Origin of the sequence: Mucilaginibacter pallidiroseus (assembly GCF_007846085.1) — a bacterium.
GTDB classification, from domain to species: Bacteria; Bacteroidota; Bacteroidia; order Sphingobacteriales; family Sphingobacteriaceae; genus Mucilaginibacter; species Mucilaginibacter pallidiroseus.
This window is the reverse complement of the sequence record NZ_VOEJ01000003.1, coordinates 387,536-405,837: the sequence shown is the minus strand read 5'-3', so window position 1 is coordinate 405,837 and position 18,302 is coordinate 387,536. Positions and strand designations below refer to the sequence as shown.

Annotated in this window: 16 protein-coding genes; 6 read left to right on the top strand and 10 right to left on the bottom strand. The window is 44.0% G+C overall.

Annotated elements, in window-relative coordinates:
• Window position 1 precedes the first annotated feature (1 nt).
• The 8 genes from FPZ43_RS08780 to FPZ43_RS08745 all read right to left on the bottom strand — a co-directional run bounded on the left by FPZ43_RS08780 (window position 2) and on the right by FPZ43_RS08745 (window position 8,323).
• The gene (locus tag FPZ43_RS08780; protein WP_146381491.1) at window positions 2–1,423 is read right to left on the bottom strand and encodes a nicotinate phosphoribosyltransferase; all 1,422 of its coding nucleotides are present in this window, start codon (window positions 1,421–1,423) and stop codon (window positions 2–4) included.
• A gap of 1 nt (window position 1,424) precedes the next feature.
• A complete protein-coding gene (locus FPZ43_RS08775) occupies window positions 1,425–2,324 on the bottom strand; it encodes an NUDIX domain-containing protein (protein WP_146381490.1) in 900 nt (299 codons plus the stop codon).
• Between the two features lie 67 nt (window positions 2,325–2,391).
• Window positions 2,392–3,069: an NUDIX hydrolase gene (locus FPZ43_RS08770; RefSeq protein ID WP_146381489.1), complete on the bottom strand. Its 678-nt coding sequence runs from the start codon at window positions 3,067–3,069 to the stop codon at window positions 2,392–2,394.
• Between the two features lie 149 nt (window positions 3,070–3,218).
• Complete coding sequence (hflX, locus tag FPZ43_RS08765; protein ID WP_146381488.1) at window positions 3,219–4,403, bottom strand: GTPase HflX; 1,185 nt, start codon at window positions 4,401–4,403, stop codon at window positions 3,219–3,221.
• Between the two features lie 251 nt (window positions 4,404–4,654).
• Window positions 4,655–5,440, bottom strand: a complete 786-nt coding sequence (gene trpC, locus FPZ43_RS08760; protein WP_146381487.1) for an indole-3-glycerol phosphate synthase TrpC — start codon at window positions 5,438–5,440, stop codon at window positions 4,655–4,657.
• Between the two features lie 120 nt (window positions 5,441–5,560).
• A complete protein-coding gene (locus FPZ43_RS08755) occupies window positions 5,561–6,175 on the bottom strand; it encodes an anthranilate synthase component II (RefSeq protein WP_146381486.1) in 615 nt (204 codons plus the stop codon).
• Window positions 6,176–6,251: 76 nt separating this feature from the next.
• Window positions 6,252–7,661, bottom strand: a complete 1,410-nt coding sequence (locus FPZ43_RS08750) for an anthranilate synthase component I family protein (protein ID WP_146381651.1) — start codon at window positions 7,659–7,661, stop codon at window positions 6,252–6,254.
• A 215-nt stretch (window positions 7,662–7,876) separates the two neighbouring features.
• Window positions 7,877–8,323 carry a cytochrome B gene (locus tag FPZ43_RS08745; RefSeq protein WP_146381485.1) on the bottom strand — a complete coding sequence of 149 codons (447 nt, stop codon included), beginning with the start codon at window positions 8,321–8,323 and terminating at the stop codon, window positions 7,877–7,879.
• A gap of 132 nt (window positions 8,324–8,455) precedes the next feature.
• Here FPZ43_RS08745 and FPZ43_RS08740 point away from each other — a divergent pair, with 132 nt between their 5' ends.
• Together FPZ43_RS08740 and FPZ43_RS08735 are read left to right on the top strand one after the other, a co-directional pair.
• Complete coding sequence (locus FPZ43_RS08740) at window positions 8,456–11,512, top strand: amidohydrolase family protein (RefSeq protein WP_146381484.1); 3,057 nt, start codon at window positions 8,456–8,458, stop codon at window positions 11,510–11,512.
• A gap of 14 nt (window positions 11,513–11,526) precedes the next feature.
• Window positions 11,527–12,828 (top strand): amidohydrolase family protein, encoded by a 1,302-nt coding sequence (locus FPZ43_RS08735; RefSeq protein WP_146381483.1) that lies wholly within the window; start codon window positions 11,527–11,529, stop codon window positions 12,826–12,828.
• Window positions 12,829–12,979: 151 nt separating this feature from the next.
• Here the strand turns inward: FPZ43_RS08735 and FPZ43_RS08730 are convergent, their stop codons facing one another.
• A complete protein-coding gene (locus FPZ43_RS08730; RefSeq protein WP_146381482.1) occupies window positions 12,980–13,564 on the bottom strand; it encodes a porin family protein in 585 nt (194 codons plus the stop codon).
• Window positions 13,565–13,740: 176 nt separating this feature from the next.
• Between FPZ43_RS08730 and FPZ43_RS08725 the strand changes: the two genes are divergently transcribed.
• From FPZ43_RS08725 to FPZ43_RS08715, 3 genes are all read left to right on the top strand, one after another.
• Window positions 13,741–13,956 carry a hypothetical protein gene (locus FPZ43_RS08725; RefSeq protein ID WP_146381481.1) on the top strand — a complete coding sequence of 72 codons (216 nt, stop codon included), beginning with the start codon at window positions 13,741–13,743 and terminating at the stop codon, window positions 13,954–13,956.
• Window positions 13,957–14,030: 74 nt separating this feature from the next.
• Window positions 14,031–15,761, top strand: a complete 1,731-nt coding sequence (locus FPZ43_RS08720; protein WP_146381480.1) for a S41 family peptidase — start codon at window positions 14,031–14,033, stop codon at window positions 15,759–15,761.
• A 150-nt stretch (window positions 15,762–15,911) separates the two neighbouring features.
• A complete protein-coding gene (locus FPZ43_RS08715) occupies window positions 15,912–16,445 on the top strand; it encodes a hypothetical protein (RefSeq protein WP_146381479.1) in 534 nt (177 codons plus the stop codon).
• 104 nt (window positions 16,446–16,549) lie between these two features.
• Here the strand turns inward: FPZ43_RS08715 and FPZ43_RS08710 are convergent, their stop codons facing one another.
• Window positions 16,550–17,203: a hypothetical protein gene (locus FPZ43_RS08710; protein ID WP_146381478.1), complete on the bottom strand. Its 654-nt coding sequence runs from the start codon at window positions 17,201–17,203 to the stop codon at window positions 16,550–16,552.
• Window positions 17,204–17,495: 292 nt separating this feature from the next.
• On the opposite strand from FPZ43_RS08710, the gene FPZ43_RS08705 reads away from it, so the two are divergent.
• Window positions 17,496–18,245 (top strand): hypothetical protein, encoded by a 750-nt coding sequence (locus tag FPZ43_RS08705; protein WP_146381477.1) that lies wholly within the window; start codon window positions 17,496–17,498, stop codon window positions 18,243–18,245.
• Window positions 18,246–18,302: the final 57 nt, after the last annotated feature.

Here is an 18,302-nt window from a genome sequence, read left to right as displayed (position 1 = left end):
GTTATAATGATAGTGCGGCGTTGGCCCTTACCTGTTCAAATGTAATGGTATTTAGCAGTTCGCCATTTTCGAAAACGGTGTGTAATTCATCGGCTACGTCTGGGTATTCTGTTTGCTTTACGGTTTTATATGCACCATCTGTTTTAATGAGCTTTAACCTGCCGCCTTTGCTCTTTTTAAAGCTTTGGGTAATGTTGCCTTGGGCATCCATTTCTGTAGGGCTCTTTTCTACCGCTACTTCTTTACCGTTAATAACGGCGCTGCTGCATTTAAGGGCAAACTTTTGCGTATCACGATCAACCTTTTGCAGCAAGGCACCACCCATACCCAGTACCAGGTTTTCGGCACTTATGCCATCGGCCTTTAAAGCAGCGTATATCCTGCCAATTTCGGTGTAGTTTACGCCATCGCCCTGTATTACCCTTATTTGCGGCGGCAGCACTTTGTAGCCCTTTGCATTGGTGGTAAAGCCAAACTTGTCAAACAAAATCCTGAATATTTCCAGCAACGTCCGTATTGGGTCGCCACTATCCGGACGGACAACCAGTGTACCATCGCGCTTTAAAATTTCATCTTTAAGCTCGGTGCCCCAATACTCGCTGCAGGCTTTAAATATGTTGTAGCTGTCGCTTACGCAGGCGATAGTGCCGGTAGGGAAGCTGCGCAACACATGGCGAAATACCTCCAACTCGCCCTCACGGCCCAGCAACGTGCAGATGCTGTGCTCGGTAGCCGGGATGCTGAGGCCATAAACCTTTTGGGCACCGTAATATTTTATTGTCATGCCGCTGCCTGCAAGGTTATCGCTCCCGCTGAAGTTTACTAAATGAGCCGCACCGCCAATCTTGGCGCTCTCCACACTACTTACGCCCCGAAAGCCAAAGTCATTTAACACAAAATCAATCCCTGCTTCGGCACCGTCGGTTGCAGTTTCGGCGTAGTAACGGGTAACAACCTTACGCACCTGGTTACTTAGGGTTGCAACGGTACAGGGGTACCAAACCTGCATTAGCAGGGTTTCCAAGAAATTGGTGAGCCAGTAACACTCGGGGTCGGTGTTTTCGATGGTGAGCAATACGTTACCGGTCGGCACAGCGGTACCTTCGGCAACAGCTTTTATCTTAACAGGTAAATGCCCGTTGTATTTATCTAATATATACAGAAACTTAGTCCTGTCGAACACATCGTTACGACCGAAAACCTCTAACAGAAACTCATCGGCTTCATCTAAATCAACCTGTGTAAAAGCGGGGCCCTGCAGGTATTCCTTTAAAAAATATTGCAAGCCAAAAAATATGGTTTCATTAAACATGCCGCCACGGCTTTCCAGGTAGCTGTAAATTTGCGTAGTACCGGGATAGTAAAACTTATGATGAGCGTATTTGTAAGCATCAGCTAACAGGATCAAGTTTTCGCGTTTCATGTTAAGCAAGTTTAAGGTATTTATTTGTAAGTGCTTTCAGCATATCGGCATGTTCGGGGTTTATGCTACCGTTGGCAATCATATCCAATACAGCAGTAAGCGGGAACCATTCAAGGCCTATGATATCATCCTGCGGGGCAGGTGTACCATTGATATAATCGCAGCTAAACAGCATGGTAATGATCTTATCGGCCTCCTTGCGATACCGCCAGTCGTTTACCCTGCGCGATGATTCATACACCATTGTTGTAGTTTCGGTAAGCCCGCTTTCCTCGGCCAGCTCCCGTTGTGCCGCGGCTTCGTAGCTGTGGTCATCAGAGTCGGCAAAGCCGCCAATAAAACGCCAGGTGTTGCTGTTTGCCTTTTTGCCCAACAGTATTTCGGTTTTGTTATTTCTGAAAACGGCAACATCAACCGTGGGGTAAACCTTGGTGTACTGGTTATAGTAGGCATATAAGATGCCGGCCCTAAAGTCGTTCGAGTCGAAAACCTTATCAGCATATTGCCTGCGCAATTCGGTAGCGTTGTAATCGCCATGTTCGGGCAGTTCAACGGTTTCAAACCTGCCGGAGTAGTACGGAATAAAGCTGTCGCGGCTGCCAAACAAACAAAACTCCCCGCCGGGCATAATGCTTTTGAGCAGAGCATCGATATTTTCGGACCATACCCTGTCGCTCGGATGATCGCTTACCGGCAGCACCACAACATCGGGGTATTCCTTTTTAATCATCTTTTCGCGCGTATAATAATCATACGGGTTTTTGCGGCTACCCATTACCGGGCTCACGCCCAGTAAAACAACAAGGTTTGAGTGCTGCGCCTTAACTGTTTCAATCAATTGCTTATGCCCTTGGTGCAGGTAGGGTGTTTGGAAGCGGGCAATAATAACTGCTGTTTTCATGACCATTTGCGTTAATTATACGCAAATATAAATATTCGTTTTATTACGCAAATTATTTTTTGCTTTTTTATATCTCGAAGTTGATGCCTTGTTTTTGCAGCTGGTAATACTTGTCCACATCAAAGCTGAACAGGTTACCCGGACGGCCAGCCCCATCATGCGCTTGTTTCTCGGTAGTTTGCTCTAAAAACCCGTACTTAAGTACTTTCTTTTTAAAGTTACGCCTGTCAATGGCGCGGTCGAGCACTGCCATGTACAATTTCTCGAGGTCGGAGAATGGGAATTTCTTCTCAAGCAGTTCAAAGCCGATTGGTTGATATAGTATTTTCCCCTTTAAGCGCTCATGTGCGGCGGTTAAAATCTCCCGGTGGTCAAACGCTAATTGCGGCAGTTTTTTGGAGTTGAACCAGGCAACCTCGGCTGCATCTGTATCAGCCTTAATCTCAAACTCATCGGGCCTTACCAAGCCATAGTAGGTAATGGATATAACGCGGTTGCGCGGATCGCGGTTTGGTTTGCCAAAGCTGTATAGCTGTTCAAGGTAGTTTATATTGACACCTGTTTCCTCTTTTAGTTCCCGCTGGATGGCATCCTCAAGCGACTCATCATCGCCAACCAGACCGCCGGGTAAGGCCCAGCTATCCTTAAATGGGGCTACTTTGCGTTTAATAAGCAGCACCTGCAGCCCATCTTTGGAGTTGTACCCAAAAACAACTGCATCAACAGCTACCTTAATATTTTGCATGGCTGGCATGTTGCAAAGTTATCAATCTGCATAAAGCAGGCAAATGTTGATTGGGAAGGTGTTGGTAATTTATTTAGCTCAATAAAAAAAGCGCGTATCCGGACGGTCTAATTCCTTGATACGCGCTTGAATATTTAAAAGGTTAAATACTAATACAACAGGTTATCGTAAGGATACCTGTCTACATGCATATCCTTGATGTAGCCGTAAAGCATATTCCTGAATTCATCCACATTTTCCTTTTTGGTAGCTGATATGAAAATAGCAGGGCTGTTGTTTTTGGCCATCCAGCTCTGTTTAAAATCATCGAGGGTAAGCGGGCCTTCGGTAACATCTACATGGTGCTGCTCGGGCACAAAGGCATCCATTTTGTTAAAAACGGTTATCATTAGCTTATCGCGTGCGCCAAGTTCTTTCAATGTTTCATTAACGGTACGTATCTGGTCTTCAAAACTTGGGTGTGAAACGTCAACCACATGTACCAAAATATCAGCTTCGCGCACTTCATCCAATGTCGATTTAAAACACTCTACCAAATGGTGAGGTAGTTTGCGGATGAAGCCAACAGTATCCGAAAGCAGGAAGGGTACATTCTCAATAACCACTTTACGCACGGTAGTATCAAGCGTTGCAAACAGCTTGTTCTCGGCCAGTATGTCGGACTTGGACAGCATGTTCATAATGGTTGATTTACCTACGTTGGTGTAACCCACCAATGCTACCCGTATCATTTGCTGGCGATTTTTGCGCTGCGTTTCGTTTTGGCGGTCAATCAGTTTCAGGCGCTCTTTCAGTAAGGAGATCTTGTTTAAAATCAATCGCCTATCCGTTTCAATCTGCGACTCACCCGGTCCGCGCATACCAATACCACCTTTTTGGCGCTCAAGGTGGGTCCATAAGCGGGTTAATCGTGGTAGCAGGTATTGCAACTGGGCAAGTTCTACCTGTGTTTTGGCCTGGGCCGTTTGTGCACGCCCGGCAAAAATATCAAGGATAAGGTTACTCCGGTCCAATATCTTAACCTGCAACTCGTTCTCGATATTACGCAACTGCGATGGCGATAGCTCATCGTCAAAAACTACAATATCAATTTCTTCTGCTTTTACATAGTCTCTTATTTCTTCCAGTTTACCGGTACCAACAAACGTGGCACGCTCGGGCCTTTGCAGCTTTTGGGTAAAATGCTTCACCGTTTTGCCGCCGGCAGTGGTTACTAAAAACTCAAGTTCTTCTAAATATTCTTTTTCCTGTGCTTCGGTTTCGTCGGGTGTAATCACACCAACAAGCACAGCTCGTTCCTGCTTCACAGCAGTATCATAAAATTTCTGTTTCATTTATAATGATTAATCATTAACACATAAAGGTAGCCATAATGCTGCCTTAATATACAACTCGCTACTTATCTGCTTGTTCAGATAAATTTTAATAAATATTACATTTTGGTTGTCGCTTAAAATTTGACAAACACGGGCGCACATCAGAACCGGCAAAATGCATTAATCGCATTAAACAGTTGGCACCATTTTTACACTAAATTTTTTGTGTTGAGTGGAGGAAGTAGAATTACATTGATGCAAATATAAGGCTATTTTAAACCCTTTACAAACTCATGCATTGCCGCGCCCGGATCAGCCTGTTTCATAAAGTTTTCGCCTATCAGGAACCCGTTAAAGCCTGCTGCCTTTAGATTATTTATAGTATCGGTATCGCTTATAGCACTTTCCGATATCTTCATGAACTCGTTAGGAATGTGGTCAACCAGTTTGTAAGAGTTTTCTACAGATACTGTAAAATCGGCCAGGTTGCGGTTGTTTACCCCTATGGCATCAAGGTTAGGATCGATGCTACGCTCGAGCTCTTCCAGATTATGCACCTCGAGCAACACATTTAAGCCGAGGCTTTTTGCAATCCCTGCAAGATTTTTTATTTCAGCAGGTGTAAGTATAGCAGCTATCAGCAGAATGATGTCCGCACCGATGGCTTTGGCTTCAATCACCTGGTATTCATCTATCATGAAATCCTTGCGTAACACGGGTATTTTAACCGCCTTGCGGGCATTGGTTACGTCGATCTTATCACCCATAAAAAAATCAGGATCTGTTAATACCGAGCAGGCAGATGCACCTGCAGCCGCGTATCCTTGTGTTACATCTTCAACGCTTACCTTATCATTGATGATACCTTTTGATGGCGACCGCCTTTTATACTCGGCTATGATGCCGGTACGTTCCGGTGCCAGCAAAAAGTCTTTAAAAGAGTATGTGTCACGCTGAAAAAGCGGCGAAGCCTGCAGCACTTCTACAGGAATTATGGCCTTATCATTGGCAACCTCTATTTTCTTTTGAGCAACTATTTTATCAAGTATGGTCATGTGTTCAAAGTGTTATGTCATGCTGAGTGATAGCAAAGTATATATTCGCAAATAGATCCTTTACTGCGTTCAGGATGACAATTATTATATATTTTAATCTCCCCTTCAGGGGGCTGGGGGCTACCCTTTCAACCAGTTCTGCAGCATTTCCTTACCGTATTCGGTCAAAACAGATTCCGGGTGAAACTGTACACCGCGAACATTATATTGTTTATGCCTCAAAGCCATAACCGAGCCATCCTGCTCGTCGATAGCGGTAATTTCCAACTCCTGGGGCAAATCTTTTTCAACCACCCATGAGTGATAACGCCCAACTTTAAAAGTATCCGGCAGTCCCTCAAACAGTTGTTCGCTGCCGTCTGTAACCTTTATCGGTGTAGCTATACCGTGCATAGGCTGCGGCAGGTTATAAAGCTTGCCGCCAAACACCTCGGCAATGGCCTGCTGACCAAGGCATACGCCAAACATGCTTTTTGTAGGCGCATAAATTTTTATCACATCCAAAAGCAAGCCGGCTTCCGATGGGATACCCGGTCCCGGCGAAAGGATAATATGACTGTATTTATCAACATCGGCTAACTCAAATTTGTCATTACGCCATACGTCGCACTCCAGTCCAAGTTCATTAACCAAGTGTACCAGGTTGTACGTAAATGAATCGTAATTGTCTATAATGAGGATGCTTACGCCCCCCTGCCCCCTGGAGGGGGAGTTTTTTGAAATGCTATTAGTCATTATATATAATTAATCCTGTTAGGAAATATCTAACTTGTTTATAATTCTGTTCCCCCTTCAGGGGGTTAGGGGGCTTCTACAATTCCTCTGCCAGTTCAATTGCCCGGCGCAGGGCTGCTATTTTATTATCTACTTCTTTAAGTTCGCTTTCTGCTACAGATCCGGCTACAATTCCAGCACCAGCCTGGTAATGCAATGTATTATTCTTACTTAGGAACGACCGGATCATGATGGCATGGTTAAAATCGCCATTAAAGCCAAGGAAACCTATTGCACCGCTGTAAAAACTGCGTTTGCTTTTTTCGTTCTCATCAATAATTTCCATCGCACGGTACTTGGGCGCACCGCTCAGCGTACCTGCCGGGAAAGTGTCTGCAACAATTTTAAATGACGTTGCACCAGGTTTTAATTTACCCGTTACGTGCGATACCAGGTGTATAAGGTGCGAGTAGTATTGCACCTCTTTAAAAGCCTTTACGTTTACCTGTTCGCAATGGCGGCTCAGGTCGTTACGGGCAAGGTCAACCAGCATCACGTGCTCTGCCGACTCCTTAGGGTCATTCTCCAATGCACGGGCTATCTCTGCATCTTTCTCATCATCGCCGCTGCGCTTAAAGGTTCCGGCGATAGGGAATATGCTTGCAATATCATTTTTAACGGTAATCTGCGCTTCGGGCGATGAACCGAAGATCCTGAAATCCCCAAAGTCGAAATAGAACAGATATGGCGACGGGTTAACAGAACGCAAGGCACGGTAAACGTTAAATTCATCGCCTAAAAAATGCCTCGAAAAAGCTCGGGAAGGCACAATCTGGAAAACATCGCCACGGTAGATGTGCTGTTTCATCTTCTCAACAATGGCAATAAATTCGTCATCGGTTAGGTTAGATTTTTCAGCATCTACGCTGTTAAAGCTATACTCCGGAAAGTTTTTGTTCTTGATCAGGTCGGCTATCTTATCCAAGCCGTTTGTTTCGGCCTGCCCATCTACCTGGTTATGGAAAATATAAAGTTCGTTCTTGAAATGATCTACCGCAATAATATAACGGTACATATGATACTGCATTACCGGAATCTTCCGGCTGGTATCGTCGCTTTCCTTTAATTTAATGGTTTCAAAATACTCAACAGCTTCATGCGTAAAATAACCGAATAAACCGTTTGATATAATCTTCGACGGCGTGCTGTCGGCTTCAAACCTGCCCAAAAAATTGTTTATCTCTTGCGTAATATCAAAGCTATCGGGCTGGCTCACTTCAACGCTGCCATCAGGAAACGTTTTAGTTAGCGTGCGCTCGTCAAGTATAAGCCCGCTAAAAGGTGCGCAGCAAACATAACTCATGCTGTTTTCGCGGCTGTGGTAGTCGGAGCTTTCCAACAGGAGCGAGTTCGGGAAAACGTCCCTTAGGCGCAGGTATATGCTCACCGGCGTGGTGGTATCGGCAAGTAACTTTTTATGTGTGGTTGTAATTTTGTAAGTAGTCATTTTATAAAAATCCATTAAATAAAAAACCCGGCGAATTGAGCGTTCGCCGGGTTTCCAATTTAGGTTTACATTTGATTAGTTAGTTATTTCCAAAATTCTATCCGGCTGCCATGTTTTGCACGGTGCCACCAAAGGTTATTGTAGATAGTTTTTTTCATAACGTGGCAACAAATTTATAAAGAATTTTGAATTACCAAATTTTTTCAACTTTTATTTTAATGGCTCATTCCAAAGAAGGGCCTTTGGCTTTGTATAATCGCTACCGCAATGACAATCAGCGCTAAAATATAAAACACAGCAATTGAGCGGTGCTTAGCTTCAGGCAAAGTTGCTTTCTTTGATTTGCTGTGACCTATTGTTATCAATACAATGGCAAACAACATCATGGCAATATGCTCAACCGTCCAATAGCGTGATGTTGCATCTTTCATGGTGGCTTTTGCAAACACTACAAACGGGCTTAAAAAGTATAATATAATGCCCAGCAAAAATTGGGTGTGGGCAGATATCATGGCAAACAAGTTAAGCTTGCGGCTACCATCTGTATATGGTTTTTTACCCAGCCAGCCCGCTAAAGCACCAAGTATGGCCAGCAATACAAGCACCATTACAATATACCTGAAACCCGAGTGGAAGTAAAGAAAGAATTGATAAGCAGTCATTACGATTGATTTTTTGCTACGAATATACTGATAATATGCCGAGGGCAGAAAATGTAACAAACATATGCCAGTACCGTGATGCGGGCCAATTTTATGCGATTGTTCATATATTTAAAGCAAATTAACTGACTGATGAAAAAACTATTACTTATTTGTTTGTCCGTGTTCGTATTCCGGCCCGGCCATGCACAGGACACCTATCCTGTAAATGGCGCCTGGGATGTGCGACCCGGCCTTTACGCATTTACCAATGCAAACATTGTAACCAGCGCCGACCAAACCATTAAAGGCGGCACCCTGCTGATTAAAGACCGCGTTATTGAAGCCGTTGGTACTGGTGTAAGCGTACCCAAAGGTTACGTGGTTGTTGACCTGAAGGGCAAATACATTTACCCTGGTTTGATAGATGCTTATACCACTTACGGTATCCCTGAGTCATCCCGCCAAAACTTTACCCCTAAACGCAATCCCAACGAGCCGTCTTTTGTATCGGCCAAGCGCGGGGCTTATGGCTGGAACGAGGCCATCCGCCCGGAGATGAACGCCAAAGAAGTATTTCATGTTGATGCTGCCAAAGCCGAAGAATTTAAAAAGAATGGGTTTACTACAGTGCAATCACTCATTCATGATGGTATTGCCCGTGGCACATCTGTGGTTGTTACACTGGCAGATGAGGCGGATAATAAAGTGTTACTAAGTGACCAGGCAGCTGCAAATTACTCTTTTAGCAAAGGCACGGCTGCTACAAACTACCCGTCATCATTAATGGGAAGCATTGCCTTACTGCGCCAGACTTATTACGATGCTGAATGGTATAAAGGGCAAAAGGAGGAGTACAATATTTCTCTTGCCGAGTTTAACCGCACACAAGCATACCCGCAGATTTTTGAGGCAAGCGATGTTTACAGCATATTGCGTGCTGATAAAATAGCTAAAGAGTTTGGCAAGCAATATATTTACAAAACAGATGGCCTGGAATTTAAGCGTGTCGACGCTGTAAAAGCCTTAAACGCTACGCTGATCATTCCCCTAAATTTCCCGGAAGCTTTCGATATCGAAAACCCGTTTGATGCCCGTAACATTAGCTACGACCAGATGAAGAGCTGGGAAATGGCACCAAGCAATCCGGCTGTATTAGCTAAAGCAGGCGTGAGGTTTGCAATTACTTCATTCGGCCTTGCAAAACCAACCGACTTTTGGACCAATCTGCGCACCGCCATTGATAACGGCTTAACTCCTGCACAAGCCCTGCGCGCACTTACCCAAACCCCTGCCGAAATTTTAGGCGTTAGTGATAAGGTAGGTACACTTACCAAAGGCAAACTGGCCAACCTGCTGATCACTTCCGACGAGTTATTTAAGCCCGAAAACATCATTTACGAGAATTGGGTTGAAGGCCGGCAGTATGTAGTAAGCAAAAAAGATATTACCGACCTGCGCGGTACGTATGCGCTAACCGGCGAAACCTTTAATAATACCATTTTAAAAATTACCGGCAAGCCCGGCTCATACGAGGCTAATATTGAGCGCACAGGGGCAGACAGCCTTAAAACCAAAGGCACTATTGTACGCACCGGCGATTTGCTTAACCTTTATTTCGACCTTAAAAACAAACCATCAGGTACTGTACGCCTTAACGGATACATCGCTTCTGTATCGCCCCTTACCTTAAAGGGCAGCGGTGTTTTAGCCGATGGTAACAGCATTGGCTGGACTGCTACACAAACAGCCCCAGCTCCTGCTGAAACAAAACGCGACACAACGTCTAAACCAAAACCTACAACGGGCCGGGTAATTTATCCGTTCACAGCGTATGGCAATGCCGAAGTACCAAAACAGGAAACCGTTCTTTTCAAAAACGCTACCGTTTGGACCAACGAAAAAGAAGGTGTGTTAACAGGTGCTGATGTATTGATTGAGGGCGGTAAAATAAAAGCTGTAGGTAAAAACCTGTCTGCAGGCGGTGCTAAGGTAGTTGATGCCACAGGCAAGCACATTACCGCAGGTATTGTTGACGAGCACTCGCACATTGCCATACAAAGCGGTGTAAACGAGGGTACGCAATCTGTAACTTCAGAAGTTCGTATTGCTGATGTTTTAGATCCTGAGGATATTAACATCTATCGCCAGTTGGCGGGTGGTGTAACCACATCGCACCTGCTGCATGGATCTGCCAATGCTATTGGGGGCCAAACGCAGCTTATTAAATTGCGTTGGGGCGCTATGCCCGAGCAAATGAAATTTGCCGGATCTGACGGGTTTATCAAATTCGCGCTTGGCGAAAACGTAAAACAAACCAACTGGGGTGTGGTACCGGGTACGCCAAACCTGCGTTTCCCGCAAACACGTATGGGTGTTGAACAGGTTTACAAAGATGCCTTTACCCGTGCTAAAGAATACAAAGCAGCCCGGGCTGTTAAAGGCAGCACCACCCGCCGCGACCTGGAGCTGGATGCTTTGGTAGAGATATTGGATAACAAACGCTTTATCACTTGCCACTCTTATGTACAGTCGGAAATCAACATGCTGATGCATGTGGCCGACTCGATGGGCTTCAAGATCAATACCTTTACGCACATATTAGAGGGTTACAAAGTAGCTGATAAGATGAAGGCCCGCAATATTGCCGGCTCAACCTTTAGCGATTGGTGGGCATACAAAATGGAGGTGGCTGAGGCTATCCCATACAACGGCAAGCTAATGCACGAAGTTGGTGTTATAACCGGCTTTAACTCTGATGATGCGGAGATGGCCCGACGCCTGAACCAGGAAGCCGGTAAAGCCATGACCTACGGTAACCTAACCGAGGAAGATGCTTTGAAGCTGGTTACCCTTAACCCCGCCAAAATGCTGCACATTGATAACAAGGTTGGCAGTTTAAAAGCCGGTAAAGATGCCGACATCGTGGTATGGTCGGCCAAGCCATTATCAATTTATGCCGTGGCCGAAAAGACATATGTTGATGGTGTGCCTTATTGGGATATCGAGAAAGATGCCGAAAAGCGCAAAGCTTTAAAAGCAGACGAAGGCCGCTTGATCCAAAAAATGTTATCGGCTAAAAATAAAGGTGCAGCTACACAAACAGCCACCCCGCGCAGGCGTCGCCTGTACGAGTGCGAGAGCCTTGAGGAAGCTGCCTTTACCGTAGCCGACGCTTACAACGGATTCCAAACCATTGGCACCAAATAATTATCACAACCATCATGACAAATAAAATATTCAGTATAACGGCAGCCCTCATGGCAAGCGCTGCTATTGCATTTGGCCAGGCCAATATTATGCCTGCCAAGCCGCAATCAAAGCCTGTAATTATTACCGGCGCCACTATTCACGTGGGCAACGGCACAGTTTACAACAACGGCTACATTGCATTTGATAAAGGTAAAATTACCGCAGTTGGCGAAGGTGCCGCTCCAAACACGGCAGGTGCAGACGTAATTGATGCTGCCGGTAAGCAACTTTACCCGGGTTTCATTTGCCCGGTTACCAACCTGGGGTTGGTAGAGTTTGAGGCAGTAAAAGCCAGTGTTGACGATAGCGAAACCGGCGAGCTTAATCCGCACGTACGCGCATTGATCGCTTATAATACCGACTCTAAAGTTATTCCTACAGTACGATCAAACGGAGTTTTATTGGCCCAGGCCACTCCGGATGGCGGGGTAATAAGTGGGCAATCATCAGTAATGATGCTTGACGGCTGGAATTGGGAAGACGCAGCATATAAAACAGATGTTGCCATCCACCTTAACTGGCCATACAACCGCCCGAGCTTTCGCCGTGCACCGGCACCTGGTGGTATGTCTCCGGCAGAGCGTACGCAAAAGGAAATAGATGCGCTTGAAGACCTTTTCGGACAGGCGAAAGCCTACGCCGAAATTGGCAAGCCATCTGTCAAAAACCTTCGCTTCGATGCCATGAAGGGTTTGTTTAACGGCAGCAAAAAGCTGTTTGTAAACGCCAATAACGCTAAAGAGATTATACAGGCTATTAACTTCGGCAAAAAATGGGGCGTACAAGTGGTTATAGTCGGCGGGGTAGAATCTTACCTGGTTACCGATGTTTTGAAACAAAATAATGTGCCCGTTATTATCCGCGAAACCCAAACCCTGCCGGATAAAGACGAAGACGATGTTTATCTGCCTTATAAATTACCAAGAATGCTGCAGGATGCGGGTGTGCTTTATGGTTTAACAGGCATTGGTTTCTGGCGTCAGCGCAACCTGCCTTTCGAGGCGGGCCAGGCGGTTGGCTACGGGCTAACCAAAGAGCAAGCCTTGAGCATGATCACGCTTAACAACGCTAAAATTTTAGGTATCGATAAAACTACAGGCACACTTGAGGTAGGTAAAGATGCTAACCTTTTTATATCTAAAGGTGATGCATTAGATATGATCACCCTGGGTGTAGAGAACGCCTACATACAGGGCCGCAACATTGACCTGGACAACTTGCATAAGCAACTATACAAACGCTACAGCGAAAAGTATGGCTTTAAAGCCAATTAAGCTTATCAATTAACACAAACAAAAGCGGCTGCCTTAGTGAGCAGCCGCTTTTGTTTGTTATTGGTCATACTGAAATTCTTTCAGCATCTCATAGTTTAAGTATCCGTGAGATGCCGACATGCATCGGCATGACTTATTTGTATTTTAACAATTAAAAGAATTTAAAGCCTACACTCAGTGCCCATAAGTTTTGGCGCTGGCCAAAATTCTGATTAATCTTGGTCAGTCCGCCCTCGTAACGAAAATCGGCTGTAATATGACCAACATCAATACCGGCACCCGCCTGGAAACCAAGCGTACTTTTCTTATAATCGCCAAAGTCCTGGTAAGCACTGCTCACGTTATCGGCAAAGTTTTGATTTTTGTCCATTACGTAGCTATATACCGGGCCTGCCATCACTCTGAAATTAAGGTTATCGCCACCCCAGCCTTTACCAACCAGTAACGGCAGGTTTAGGGTAGTGAACGTGACTTTGCCGTTGGTTGTCACGGTACCGTTATTGTTTTGAAAATCAAACTTACCACCGCTGCTACCCACGTAAAGCTCGGGCTGCAGGTAAAGGCTGTGGCCAAAACGGGCAAACAAACCGGCCTGGTAACCTGTAACGCTCGATTCGCCTACATTATCAGCATTGATCTTTGAGAAATTGATACCGGCTTTTACGCCTAACGATTGCGCCTTAGCGCCAATAACTGCCATTGCTACAATGGCAATGCTTAAGAAAAACTTTTTCATAAATTGTGTTTTCAGTAGGGTTAAACAATGTGTTGTTTTTAATGCAACAAATAAACGCGAGTTTGCTTCTGTTACAAACCTTTGAATATAGGTATGTGTTAAAAGTTTAACAGCGTCAGCACATTAAACGCAGGCGAGCTGTATTTTTTATATTTTTGCTGAAATATATTTGATCTATGGCAGAGATAACTATCAGCGATAAGGATTGGAAACGCGTAAAAATTAAAGTTCAGCGCAAATACAACCACCTTACCGACGAGGAATTGCAATACACCCAGGGCCAGGAAGAAAGCCTGATAAACAGGTTAATGGAGCTGGTTAACCGCGACCGCGCCTATGTTGTGTTTACCCTTAAAAAAGCATTGGTAAACATTGATAATAACCGCCTGTAAAAACAGTTATTGATTATACAAAAGGGCTGTGCTTTTGTATATTTATAGTTTACAGCGAATAAGGATGTTGACAGATGGAAAAAACGAATAAACGCAGCTACAAACGCCCGGCTATTATTGCTGGTACAATTGCACTGGCAGTAACTGCATTTGGTTTTAATGACGACCTTTTCCAGATATCAAAAAACCTTGATGTTTTTTCTTCGGTATATAAAGAGGTGCATATCAACTATGTAGATGATATTAACTCGGCCAAAATGGTAAAAACCGGCGTTGATGCCATGCTTGAAGGGCTCGACCCCTATACCGAGTTTGTACCCGAATCTGAAATTGAAGAGTATAAACTGCACTATGTAAGTACCCAATACGGCGGCATTGGTGCAAGCATTTTTGCCCGCGACGGCAAAGTATACATCTCTGATATATTTACAGGCTTCCCGGCTCAACGCGCCGACATTCGTCAGGGCGATCAATTGGTAAAGATCAATGACATTGACCTTGCCGGTAAAACCAGCGATCAGGTAAGTGCTTTACTTAAAGGCTCGAAAGGGGCTGCTATAAAGCTGCTGCTTAAGCGTGATAATGAGGCGCCTGTTGAGAAAAACCTGATCCGTGACGAAATTAAGCAACCCAACGTAGTTTATTCGGGAATGGTTGATGGCAACATGGGCTACATCAAACTCAACAAGTTTCTGGAAAACTCGGCCGATGAAGTAACCAATGCCTTGGTTGCTATTAAAAAGAACAACCCCAACGGTATAATCCTTGATCTTCGCTCAAACGGTGGCGGCATTTTGCAGGAAGCAGTTAAAATAGTAAACCTGTTTGTTGCCAAAGATGTGCTTGTGGTATCCCAAAAAGGGAAGATAAAGGAAAAAAATTTTACTTACAGTACGGTAAGCGCACCCATGGAGCCTAACCTGCCGCTTGTGGTATTGGTTAACAGCCGCTCGGCTTCAGCGTCGGAGATTGTGGCAGGAGCCTTGCAGGATCTGGACAGGGCAATTATTATAGGCCAGCGAAGCTATGGTAAAGGCCTGGTGCAGCAAACCTTTAACTTGCCGTATAATAGCTTGGTTAAAGTTACGGTTGCTAAGTACTATGTTCCATCGGGCCGGTGCGTGCAGGCGCTTGATTATGCACATCGTAAGGATGATGGCAGCGTTATAAAGGTTGCCGATTCGCTTATCCATGAGTTTAAAACTAAAAATGGCCGGTCTGTTTACGATGGTAGCGGCATATACCCGGACATTTTTGTAAAACAGGAACGCTTTGCAAACATCACTTCGACACTGGTAAACAAGCTTTTGATATTTGATTACGCTACCAAGTATCGTAACAGCCACCCTAAACTGGCTGATGCCCGCTCGCTGAATCTTACCGACGCCGAATACAACGACTTTGTAAAATACCTTGCTGATAAAAATTACGCCTACAGCACCGTTACCGAAAAGATGCTGAACAGCATGAAAACGGAGGCCACCCGCGAAAAGCAATTTAACGAGATACAGGCCGAGTACGATGCCTTAAAAAACAAGTTAGCTGCAAGCAAGAAGAATGATTTGCAGGTGCACAAGGAGGAGATAAAGCAGGTATTGGAAAATGAAATAGCATCACGCTATTTTTATGAGAAAGGCCGCTACGAAGCCAACTTTAAATATGATAAAGAATTGGATGAGGCAGTTAAAACCATGCAAAATAAAGCTCAGCTGGCATCAATACTTAAGGGAGAGGGCACATTTAAAACTATTGGTAAACCCATGCTGGCCATGGCCGCCAAAAAAAATGATAAGGACGAAGATTAATCTTTGATCACATAAAACAGCAAAAAGGCGGAGCAGTATTTAACTGTTTCGCCTTTTTTGTTAGCTTAAATGTAACAACTATGATAGGATAGTGCACGATGATTAAACATTGGAGGATGGTTATTGTCATACTTACAAAACACGATAGTTATGAAAAAGATATTTTTAACAACCGCCATATTTTTTAGCCTTTTAATAGTTAAACAGGCTGATGCGCAAATAAGCTTAAGTGTAAACATTGGTAGCCAACCCGAGTGGGGGCCTGTAGGTTATGATCATGCCGATTATTATTACATGCCAGATATCGACTCTTATTATGATGTGCCTAATCATCAGTACATCTTTTTAGAAAACAACACGTGGGTACGCAGGGCCAGTTTGCCAAGCAGGTATAGTAACTACAATGTTTACAATGGCTACAAAGTAGTTGTGAACGAACGTAATCCTTGGACACGTAACGATGTCTACAGAACAAAATACGCAAATTACCGTGGCCGCACCGGGCAGGCAATTATAAGAGACAGCCGTGATGCACGTTATGCCAACCACTGGAGGGCACAGGCCCAACACAGGCAGGCAGTGCGTAATCGTCAGGAAATGCGTAACAACAGGAAAGAAATACGCGACGATCGTAAAGAATTAAAACGCGATAGAAAAGAAGCGAGATACGATAGAAGGCACTAATTGCGTTATAGTACTTTAATAGTTAGATCAGTTAATAGTTAGTTAGAGAAAAGGCCCGGTGCGAGACCGAGCCTTTTCTATTTATAGCATTTGTAATAAGTTGATTACTTGTTACAATAATTCACCAATGCTATCAAATCTGCTTCGTTTGAAAAATTGATCTTGTTTTCCTTTACAAATACATTTATATCATTTTCTTTCTCAGGAAAAAGCTTTATGATTTTTTTGAGATCATTTGCAGGTGCAAAATCTTTGTCCTTCTTCAACCAGTAGATATTTTCACTTGCCAAAGCATAATCATCCGGTAATTTAATTTCATAGTATGCTCTAAGTTTTTGCTGTGAAGCCTTTTTCCGGCCTTCATTACCACCTATAACCCCGCCAACATTTTTCATTGCGGCGCTTGCAGCGGATACTATCGCACCTTTCCTTTGCACATAAAGAGGAACGGGCCCATCTGTTAATTTCTCAAAGTAGTTTTCTTTTACGGGCACAAATTTGCGATTGTTTACATATATGGTGTCAATGTTGGGTGCCTGGTCAAGCACCAACCGCTGCCCGTTGTTCATAAACATCATTTCCTGCGTTGTAAGGTTATAGTTGAGTGAAGCTTGTACCGAAGCACCACCTTTTTGTAGCACTCTTCCAGTTACAAACTCGGGGAATATATACGGCGACCGGGAAGCGGTTTGTGCGAATGATACATAAGCCGACGCTGAAAGAATAGCGCAGACAACAAGTGAGGATTTAAAGATCATTGGTAAATATGGTTTTAGGTGATATAAAGAAATAAATTTAACTGTTTAATAATTACAATAGTCCTAAAACGACGAAAAATTGGCTCTATACGAAAAAAAATACTGCAAAAGTCAGGGGCCGACTTCTATTTATTCCTGGTTAGAACATCGTTTTTGCAAAAGGTTTAACCATTATGTATGATTTTTTTAAAGATTAACGGATAACAGCCTGTAAAATCGCAAAAGTGAGCTAAGTACTTGCTACACAGTTTTAAGTTGGTACCTTCAATACACCAATTATAAACTTAAGTTCATGAGATCACTTGCTAAAAACGTGGTAGCTTTTACCACTCTTTTTATAGCCGTTATATATGTTGCTGAGGCGCAAACAGCTCCTGCTCAAAATCCTGTTCAGCTCGAAAATGTTGTTAATAGCTTTTACGAATCGGTTAACGATCAATCACGGTTATACACCGGCCCGCAATACGAAGCTTACGACAATACTATTAAAGGCAGTGCCAACCTTGATGATGCATCAACCTTTGTGAAAGGCACCATACAGTATGATGGCTTTGTTTATACCGAAGTTCCGTTGATGTATGATACTTATAAAGACGTGGTTGTTGTAACACCTCCACGCAGTAACAAAAACATCAGCCTTGTTAACGAGCGCGTTCAAAGCTTTGATTTGCAGTCACGCCACTTTATTTATATGGAAGCCGCTAAAGATTTCAACGCAGGTTTTTACAATGAGCTATATCATGGCAAAAGCCAGGTGCTGGTAAAATTCAGCAAAGAAATGCAAGCCGCTAACACAAACGACGCCTCATCTTTTAAAGCCAAAACGAATATTTACGTTCAAAATAAAGGCAAATACTTTAGCGTGAATAATGAAAACGCTTTGTTAGGCGCTTTTGCAGACAAAAAGCACGATTTAAAACAATACATGCACGATAACGGCATGGACTATAAATTAAACCCCGAGCAAACCGCTGCTAAAGTTGCCGCCCGTTACGACGAGCTAGTAGACAATATGTATAAGATGACAGCCGCCCGCAAATAGCCAATCACAGCACAATTATCATCTTAAATCTTTTGATAATTGTTTACTATAAGTAGT

Coding starts and splice junctions, on each gene's coding strand:
- FPZ43_RS08705 (WP_146381477.1), top strand. CDS start 17,496: ATGAGATCACTTGCTAAAAACGTGGTAGCTTTTACCACTCTTTTTATA.
- FPZ43_RS08745 (WP_146381485.1), bottom strand. CDS start 8,323: ATGACTGCTTATCAATTCTTTCTTTACTTCCACTCGGGTTTCAGGTAT.
- FPZ43_RS08730 (WP_146381482.1), bottom strand. CDS start 13,564: ATGAAAAAGTTTTTCTTAAGCATTGCCATTGTAGCAATGGCAGTTATT.
- FPZ43_RS08780 (WP_146381491.1), bottom strand. CDS start 1,423: ATGAAACGCGAAAACTTGATCCTGTTAGCTGATGCTTACAAATACGCT.
- FPZ43_RS08770 (WP_146381489.1), bottom strand. CDS start 3,069: ATGCAAAATATTAAGGTAGCTGTTGATGCAGTTGTTTTTGGGTACAAC.
- FPZ43_RS08775 (WP_146381490.1), bottom strand. CDS start 2,324: ATGAAAACAGCAGTTATTATTGCCCGCTTCCAAACACCCTACCTGCAC.
- FPZ43_RS08720 (WP_146381480.1), top strand. CDS start 14,031: ATGGAAAAAACGAATAAACGCAGCTACAAACGCCCGGCTATTATTGCT.
- FPZ43_RS08740 (WP_146381484.1), top strand. CDS start 8,456: ATGAAAAAACTATTACTTATTTGTTTGTCCGTGTTCGTATTCCGGCCC.
- FPZ43_RS08750 (WP_146381651.1), bottom strand. CDS start 7,661: ATGACTACTTACAAAATTACAACCACACATAAAAAGTTACTTGCCGAT.
- hflX (WP_146381488.1), bottom strand. CDS start 4,403: ATGAAACAGAAATTTTATGATACTGCTGTGAAGCAGGAACGAGCTGTG.
- trpC (WP_146381487.1), bottom strand. CDS start 5,440: ATGACCATACTTGATAAAATAGTTGCTCAAAAGAAAATAGAGGTTGCC.
- FPZ43_RS08715 (WP_146381479.1), top strand. CDS start 15,912: ATGAAAAAGATATTTTTAACAACCGCCATATTTTTTAGCCTTTTAATA.
- FPZ43_RS08735 (WP_146381483.1), top strand. CDS start 11,527: ATGACAAATAAAATATTCAGTATAACGGCAGCCCTCATGGCAAGCGCT.
- FPZ43_RS08755 (WP_146381486.1), bottom strand. CDS start 6,175: ATGACTAATAGCATTTCAAAAAACTCCCCCTCCAGGGGGCAGGGGGGC.
- FPZ43_RS08710 (WP_146381478.1), bottom strand. CDS start 17,203: ATGATCTTTAAATCCTCACTTGTTGTCTGCGCTATTCTTTCAGCGTCG.
- FPZ43_RS08725 (WP_146381481.1), top strand. CDS start 13,741: ATGGCAGAGATAACTATCAGCGATAAGGATTGGAAACGCGTAAAAATT.